Genomic DNA, 7,933 nt, shown 5'->3' with positions numbered 1-7,933 from the left:
ATACATAAAGCTACTCCGGTTTAACTCATAAGTGTTATTTTTTTTTAGTATTCGTTGAATATTCATTTCGTTCAACGGGCTTTCATCTCTAGCCCTCCGGGCAAGACGAAAGCTTAGTTATTAGCAGCCGTTTATTTGTCTGTAGTGTTGTCGTTGATCCAATTTATCAATTCTCTACTTACTGTTGTGTTTCTGTAAAACCAATCTGTGCTTTGTATCCGAAAGAAACGCCAACCTGCTCTTTCTAAAATTAGTTGTCGGTTGATGTCTTCTTGGATTTTCACAATGCCTGAATGGTAGGCAAAGCCGTCACATTCTATTGCCAACTTTTTGTTGTTTTTGATAATGCCAAAGTCAATACTGTATTTGCCGACTTCAAATTGCGGAAACAAGTAGTCGCCAAATCCGTTGTCATAAAGAACCCTGCAAACACTTTTTTCAAAGTCGCCAGAATTGGCGTCTGTCTTGTTTAGTAATGATTGCAGATTTATTGTTGTATTACCGTTTGTCCTTTTGTTTTGTCCGGTTGAATAATAGTCGATAAGTTTCTTTCTGTAACAGTCGGGATTCATTATTCCAACTGCATCAGGGTGAATACTGTGAACAACTACCGACTTTTCCTTTGCTCTACTTGCGGCAACATTGAATATCCGCATATATTCTTGTGTTGTTGCAGCTCTTGGTGGTCTAATCTCATTAGTTCGCTCATTAAAACTATGACTTGCTGTAATTGTCAAAAACATTATATCTCGTTCATCGCCTTGAAACTCTCTTGATGTTCCAATAAGCAATTCTAATTTATCTTCATATTGCTTGATTAGTTCATTTTGCGAAATTTGCCTTATCAACAAAGTTTGGTGTTTGCTGTTTGAACTATCTAATGTAAGAACTCCAATACTCGGCAACTCTTTTAAGTTGTCTTGTTGATGATTAAGTATGTATTTTTCAATTTCTTCAACTACTTTCTGAACGATTAAAGGTTTTTGTTCGTCAAGATAATTGTCTTCCACATAATGAATTTCAACAGGCTCGCCAAATCTATATTCGGTTGCAGTTTTAAGCGGAATAATGTCAGAATTATAAACGTATTGGTTTGAATAACCGATAATCTCTGGCAAACACCTAAAATGCTCGGTCAGCGTTACAATGTTAGGATAGATAACGCCACTGATTGTATAAATACTGTTGTTTTTGTTGTTAACGTCAAACTGCGTTTTAAACTTATGAGAAATTAAGTATTTATCAAGAAGTTCATTAGTCCGCTCAATAGTGAAAATGCTTTTATCTGCAACAACAGAGGTTTGGTTTTCATCGCCAACGATTAGGCTTTTTTTGCAACGAAATACAAGGTTAAGACTGCTTATGTCGCACTGACTTGCTTCGTCAATAATCAGTAAATCAAATTGATTGGGCGAGGCATCAGGAAAAAAAGTTACGGCTGTTGCTTGTGGCATAATCCAAATTGGAACCGCACCTTTTGCAACTTGCATATTCATTATTGCCGAAGCAATATTTCGTGCAGTATTTCTTCCATATCCTTTACCGATGTTGATTAGGTCATTAAGCCACGCATTTAACGCTGCTTTTTGAGTGTCGCTAACATTCTTTGATTTATGATACCACGTTTTGTAAGAAATAATTTCTGCCGTTTGCTTTTCAATACTTCTTTTAACTGTTTGCAAATTGGAAAGCAGTTTTTCTGAACCTTTTGTTTCGTTCGTTATTGCTTCAAGGAAGTTGTTTACTTTTAGAAAGAAAATATCTTTTTCGCAAACTTCTTTGTTTAAAACAATTTGATTGTCTGATTGGCAAACAGATTTGATTGCATTTGTGGTTAGCGGAAGAGTGGCAAAAACTCTGTGATATATTTTATCAAACTCAAACGCTTGTATTTGTTTTTCTCTGTTGCTTCTGTACTCCGATAAATACATTTCATAAGAAGCTCTATCAACATTTTCAATCGCTTCTGCTATTTTGTAAATTACAGGGTATGGCTTTGCAAATGAAGTTAGTTTTTTCTTTTCTTCTTTAAGAAAAGCGATAATATTTTTGTAATCAGAATAGTATTTTATGTTTTTTAAAAATGTTAGTTCAGCACTAACATTTGACAAACTTAAAGATACTTGCGGAAAGTCTTTAGCCTTTAGTTCATTGTTGAAAGCGGAAACAGTATCGTTAAAATGTGCTGTAAAGTCAAGTTCTTTTATAGCTTCCTGAATATTGGTTTGCTTTGGAATTCCGAAACTATTCAGATAGTTATTGAACGTAATTGACAACTGTTTCAGGCATTTTCTTTTGTTTAGTTCAACTTCAATTATGCTTAATTGGTCAATGTCGGTTACAGGATTATAATTGACTTTGCAATCAAAAAAGCGTTTTAGATTTTTGTCTAATAGACTTTTCGCAAGCCAACCCAATGTTTTGCTTTCGCCAAATTTTACAATTAGTTGGTTGATTTGTTGGTGTAAAATGTCGGGGTCAGTTTCATCAATAGCTGACAAATCAAGTTGATATGAAAGTAATTTATTGTTTGCTGATTTTACTTGTTCTCTTAAATCTTCGTTTTGTTTTAAAATATTTTTGAGTAAACTGACATTGAAATTTTGATGTTTGAATAAAATATTTGGAATTGTCTGTGCTTGAAATTGCTCATAAAGTTTCTCAATGTTTTCAATTTCGGTTTTTAATTTTTCTGTATAGCCGTTTGGTTGAATTGAAACATAATCTGCAATATTGATTTTCTCTTTTATTTCAGAAAGTTGTATTTCAATTTTACGCAATTCATTTAGTTGGAGAAAACTGTCGTCTGAAAGAAAGTTGTAATTAACCAATGAAAACTCGTCTTGTTTAAGATTGTTTCCTATTAATGCAAGTGCCGATAAATTTTCTATCAATCCATTTGTTTCGGTTGTGTGAGATATTTTATCCTTGACAAACTCTGTTTGATAATCACTTTGCTCAAATAGATAAACAGCCCATTCATATGCTGTTTTTTCTTCGACTATATTGGTAATGGGATTTATGATTTTGAAAAGTTTACTATTGGTTTGTACTACTTTATAGATTTCGCTTAATGTGTCAGCATACTTTTTTTCTAACTCAGTTAGTTGTGTTTCCAATTCAGTTACCTTACTTTCTTCGTAACGTTGTGATAAGTTGCGAATAATCGCATTTACAGAGGCTTTAAGGTTTTCATTGCCTTTTCCATCATTTACTAACGACACAGCAAGTTCCTGTATTGATTTTGGTAATTTGTCTTTGAGTACGGATAATGCTTTGGCATTATGCGAAACAACAAGTATTGATTTTCCCTGTGCTACGTAATGAGAAATGAGATTTGCTATTGTGTGGCTTTTGCCTGTTCCGGGCGGACCTTTAACGGTAACAGCATCTTGTTCGTTTAATCGTTTGACGATTTCAAATTGTTCATCGTTGTATGGCAATGGAAACAAAGACCTGTGTTTAATTCCGTTTAAACTTCCGCTTTCTGATGTTTGTCGGTTGCTTGTTGTATTGTCTGTTGCAGGTTCTAATCCGTCTATTGAAAATAATTTTTTGAAAAAATCGGGAATGAGTTGCAAGTCGCCCAATGATTGCAGCTCATTGATTTTATTGATGATGTTGTTTGCATCTTTTGAAATGGCAATTTGGCTTTCAACTATTTTAGTTTGAATAATTGGCGAAAAACTGAAAGTTAATCGGTTATTTTCATTTGCATTTTCAAATTCATAATTCAGTTTTTCTCCATTGAAAAAAGCATCTTTTTTGTTTACGAAAGCAGATAGTATTTCAATTCCAATGTTGTAGTATTCACTTCTTAAAAACTCGTTGTCAAAGAGAAATTCTTTTTGTTTTGAATTGAATTTGTCAATAGATAGCAACACTTCTTTTTTTCGTTCTTCTATTACTGATGTGTGTTCATTTTTAAAATGCGTGTCAAATAATTCTACAAAATATTGTTCACAAAATATCTTGCTTGAAAAAGTGTCCGTTTCTATTCTAATTTCTTGGTTTTTTAGGCTTATTTTCAATGGAACATTGAAAAAGAAATTGCGATAACTCTGGTTTCCAATTTTCCCACTTACTAAGCCAAAAGAAATGTACAGCCGTCTGTTGTCTCTGCCTTTTAACTCGTAATGAAGCGTATGCAAAGCGTCATAGACTTTGTTCGTTTTAAAAGGCACTTCGTATTTTGTGTGAAACTCGTCAAATTCCTTTTTGTATTTTTCTGCTTGTTTTACTCTGCTTTCATTGTCGGAAAATAATACAACCGCTTTCTTCTCTTTTATAGGAACAGGCTGATTGTTTACGAAATTTATCCAACCGTCTAATGACGGTGGTAATGTCTGTTCAAAAAGTGAAGTTTGAGATTGTTCTTTGTATCTTTCAAGGTCTTTTATTCGTTTGTCCGAGTTTTCAAACTTTTCCAATGTTTCAAGTTGCGTTTTGAAAGTGACAGTAGGAATGTCTGTTGATCGATTTGTAATTGTCCAATCATTCAAGTCAAACGGCAGTTCTGGCTCTGTCGGTATGGCAATGCGTTTGACTTTTAGAATATATTCGGTGTTTTCGATCGGAAAGGAAAACTCTTTTATGTTCTTCTGCTCACACTTTTGTGATAGCGAAATCAGTTTGCCGATTTTCCAATAATTCTTTTCTTCTGATTTTTCATTGCCTTTTTCTTTCTCAAAGTCATAGCAATAGTCGGACGTGTTGAATAAGTCCCGAATGTAGAAAAACAGGTTCTGTAATGGTGTAGTCTGTGTCGTTACCGGTTCTGTCATTTTGCTATTCTGTCTTATTTTGCAGGGTCTTTGTTAAATGGCTGCTAACGAGCCGAGTATTTGCGAAGAACGGGAGAGAATTTGAACGTAAGTTCAAGTTTGTTCGTTCAAGCAAATTGCTTGGCTAAAACTAAATTAGATTAAAGTTTTAAGAAAAGCAATTTTGCGAGCGGAAAATTATGACAAAAAAGTTAGCCTTCAGCCCGTTTTTCGCAAATACTATGTTAGCAGATGTTATTTGTCGATTATTGGTAGCCTATAATATTTATTTGGATTTGAGTTGTAGTTATTAAAGAATACATCACTATGTCCATTTATTTCAGAAATATTAATATCAACTGTATTTCCAATTTCAACAGGTTCTTTAATTTTTACATTTCCTTCAACATCAATTGTGTTAGTAACTCTTACTTCCTGAGTACCCTCTTCACTAAAAATCCCGAAATTTTGTAAAACAATTATCCATATTCCAATTGAAATACTCAGTAATATAATTTTTGTAGTTTTAGATTCCATAGATTAATTATAAAAAATATTCATAATAGTTTGATTTCCATCTTTAAATATCATCTTAAATTGATTGTTTTGTGGATTGAAAATACCTAAATATTCAACTTCATCTTCTCTTACTAAAGTGAAAAAAAATAAATTTTCTTCTTCATCAAATTCACTTTCTACAATGTAATATGTAAATCTATTTGAAGAATTAATTATTTTTAAAATTGTTTCTTCTTCATTAATATTTAATAAAGTTTTTACTTGATAGGTTTCGCAATTTTCAAGATCTTGAACATCACAAATATCAATAATGCTATAACTGAAATTTAATTGAGCAAAAGTAAAAATTGGTGTACAAATTAAAATAAATAAAGATAAAAGTGTTTTCATAAATAATTTCTGCTAACGGGAAACGCATTGGCGAAGTGGCGGATAAATTGGACTAAAAGTTCAATTTAGCGAGAACGTAGCCGATGTGTTTCCTCAGAAGCTAAATTATTAAAAAAAAGCTGAATGTGGAACACATTCGGCGGAATAAAATGCAGAAAAGTTGAAGTTCGCACTTAACCCGCCATTTTGCCAATGCGATGTTGTAGGCAGTTTTTTATTTAAGATTGTATTTAATTTTTAGTTCCGTAATTAGATTTTCTATTTCATCATCAAACTCAACATAAACTGAATTTTTAGTTATATTTAGTTTAGAAAGGTCATCTAATAATAGTTTCTTTGATTTAGGGTTAATCGTGTATTTTAAAATTATATCTTTAATTTCGGGCTGTTCTTCCATTGCTATAAGACTTTTAGAATAATCTTGAATAGAAAATTTACCTGCTTGAAAAGCTCTTCTTTGCTCTGCTATTTTATCTTTATACTCATTTTCAACGTAGAAACTACTATTGGAAATAATATTTAAATCATCTTGTTTAGAATTTATATTAAAATGATCATCACAGCTCCAATTAAGAGGTGTTTTATAAATCCAAAATTGTCCAATATCATTTTCATTACTCTCAACAGCAAAAAATAACGCTATTTTGGGGTCTAAGCTCCAATCTAAAAGTCTAGTTGGAATGCGATAATGTTGCATTTGTTCAAGCCATCTCCAATCGTTTTCATAATCAACATTATTATTTGACAAATGAATAATTTTTCTATAATTTGAAACATTATTTACCATAGCTTTAAAATCTTGTATGAGATTTTCTTCAAGTTCTTTAATTTCATAAATAGAATTTACATATCTTGAAATGCCTGATTTCAAATTATATGTATTTTTAGATTGCCCTCTATATAATTCTTGATATTGTTCTCCAATGAAAGGAATTCTACCAAACTGAATTTTTGAAACAATATTTTCAAAATCTTTATAATTATTTATATGAAAATTTCCCATAAAAGGTTATTTTGTTGCCAAAAAATATAGAAAGAATATGACCGCTATTATTAACAGAACAGGCATTGCATATTTATCAATTAAATGAAAACCATCGGTAAGAGCATTATCGAAAGTTTTAAAAGCCATATTTTTTGCTTTTGTTTTAGCTTCGTTTACCCATTCTTCATATTGAGCATATTCTGCTTTTGTAGCATAAGTTGTTTTTCTTTCTTCTGTTTTACTTTGATAAACTTTTCTTTCAGATTTTTTATCAAAATATTCAGAATATATTTTATCATAAATTTTTCGCTTTTCTATATTGATTAAAATTTCATAAGCCTCGCTAATTTGAATAAACTTTTCGTGAGCATTTGGACTTTTATTTTTATCAGGATGCCAAAATAACGCTGCTTGACGATATGCTTTTTTTATATCGTCCTGTGAGCAATTTTTGTGAACATTCAATACTTTGTAATAATTATCCATAAGACTTATCTGTAGAATGTAGATATAAATTCATTGTATGAGTTAGAATTTTGAATTGCATACTTCATTCTTGAAAAATATTCTTTTTTTTCTTTAACATAAGTAGCATATGATGGTCCTTCCAAAAATAACATTATTATACTTATTATTGCTATTAAAATTGATATTCCCATTACAGGATTCCAAATAGAACTGTCATCGCCTTTATTATCTGCAGTAATTAGAAGTCCTAATAGAAATAGCCCTATTGATATTGCGATAGTCAATAATTTACCTTTAAAATGTTCCGAAAAAGTAGTAGGATTAGGGTCGATTTCATAATTTGGGTTTAATTTTAGTTGGGACTTAAATCCATTATACATTTCTTCAGATATACGTCCAGGTGTAGTAAAATAAGTTTTTGTGTAATTAATTTTTGCCATAATAATTAGTTTTCCGTTGTTTCTGTCTTAGCAAATTTGATTAAATCATTTAAAAAATTATTACGGTTTTCCGTAATTCGTGATATTTTTTTCAAAATTGCCTACAACGTTTTGCCGCTTTGCGAAGGCGGGGATTTTCAGCACTAAATTTCATTAGATGCACAAAGCTTGAATTTAGCACTTCACTGTCATAGAAGCACGAAACCCCCGCTTTTGCAAAACGGCTGTTATCAGCTGCCCTTCTTTCGGTCGTTAGTTGGTCTGTCGTGTCGGGTTGTCGGTGCGTTGGATTGGTGGCTCTTTTGCATTTTTTTGTTTGGCTTTGTGTGTTGAAAAAAATGCAAATGTGCCACCAAAAGCGTTGGCAT

At 31.8% G+C, this 7,933-nt stretch carries 6 protein-coding genes; all 6 read right to left on the bottom strand.

Annotated features, from left to right (window positions below; all coding sequences use genetic code 11):
- Nucleotides 1-131: 131 nt before the first annotated feature.
- The 6 genes from B3R94_RS09705 to B3R94_RS09680 all read right to left on the bottom strand — a co-directional run bounded on the left by B3R94_RS09705 (nucleotide 132) and on the right by B3R94_RS09680 (nucleotide 7,565).
- Nucleotides 132-4,784 (bottom strand): AAA domain-containing protein, encoded by a 4,653-nt coding sequence (locus B3R94_RS09705; RefSeq protein ID WP_291100434.1) that lies wholly within the window; start codon nucleotides 4,782-4,784, stop codon nucleotides 132-134.
- 234 nt (nucleotides 4,785-5,018) lie between these two features.
- Nucleotides 5,019-5,300 (bottom strand): hypothetical protein, encoded by a 282-nt coding sequence (locus B3R94_RS09700; protein ID WP_291100431.1) that lies wholly within the window; start codon nucleotides 5,298-5,300, stop codon nucleotides 5,019-5,021.
- A 3-nt stretch (nucleotides 5,301-5,303) separates the two neighbouring features.
- On the bottom strand, nucleotides 5,304-5,672 hold the full coding sequence (locus tag B3R94_RS09695) for a hypothetical protein (protein WP_291100428.1): 369 nt from the start codon (nucleotides 5,670-5,672) through the stop codon (nucleotides 5,304-5,306).
- A 214-nt stretch (nucleotides 5,673-5,886) separates the two neighbouring features.
- Nucleotides 5,887-6,675, bottom strand: coding sequence for an FRG domain-containing protein (locus B3R94_RS09690; protein WP_291100426.1), 789 nt, complete (start codon nucleotides 6,673-6,675; stop codon nucleotides 5,887-5,889).
- A gap of 6 nt (nucleotides 6,676-6,681) precedes the next feature.
- A complete protein-coding gene (locus B3R94_RS09685; protein WP_291100423.1) occupies nucleotides 6,682-7,143 on the bottom strand; it encodes a DnaJ domain-containing protein in 462 nt (153 codons plus the stop codon).
- A gap of 5 nt (nucleotides 7,144-7,148) precedes the next feature.
- On the bottom strand, nucleotides 7,149-7,565 hold the full coding sequence (locus B3R94_RS09680; protein ID WP_291100420.1) for a hypothetical protein: 417 nt from the start codon (nucleotides 7,563-7,565) through the stop codon (nucleotides 7,149-7,151).
- Nucleotides 7,566-7,933 lie beyond the last annotated feature (368 nt).

The organism is Empedobacter sp. UBA7611 (assembly GCF_002484365.1).
GTDB classification, from domain to species: domain Bacteria; phylum Bacteroidota; class Bacteroidia; order Flavobacteriales; family Weeksellaceae; genus Empedobacter; species Empedobacter falsenii_B.
Note: the sequence above shows the minus strand (reverse complement) of the source record. Positions and strands in the feature narration are given on the sequence as shown.

Excerpts from the sequence above, each read along its gene's own strand:
- B3R94_RS09705 (WP_291100434.1), bottom strand. The coding sequence starts at position 4,784 with ATGACAGAACCGGTAACGACACAGACTACACCATTACAGAACCTGTTT.
- B3R94_RS09700 (WP_291100431.1), bottom strand. The coding sequence starts at position 5,300 with ATGGAATCTAAAACTACAAAAATTATATTACTGAGTATTTCAATTGGA.
- B3R94_RS09695 (WP_291100428.1), bottom strand. The coding sequence starts at position 5,672 with ATGAAAACACTTTTATCTTTATTTATTTTAATTTGTACACCAATTTTT.
- B3R94_RS09690 (WP_291100426.1), bottom strand. The coding sequence starts at position 6,675 with ATGGGAAATTTTCATATAAATAATTATAAAGATTTTGAAAATATTGTT.
- B3R94_RS09685 (WP_291100423.1), bottom strand. The coding sequence starts at position 7,143 with ATGGATAATTATTACAAAGTATTGAATGTTCACAAAAATTGCTCACAG.
- B3R94_RS09680 (WP_291100420.1), bottom strand. The coding sequence starts at position 7,565 with ATGGCAAAAATTAATTACACAAAAACTTATTTTACTACACCTGGACGT.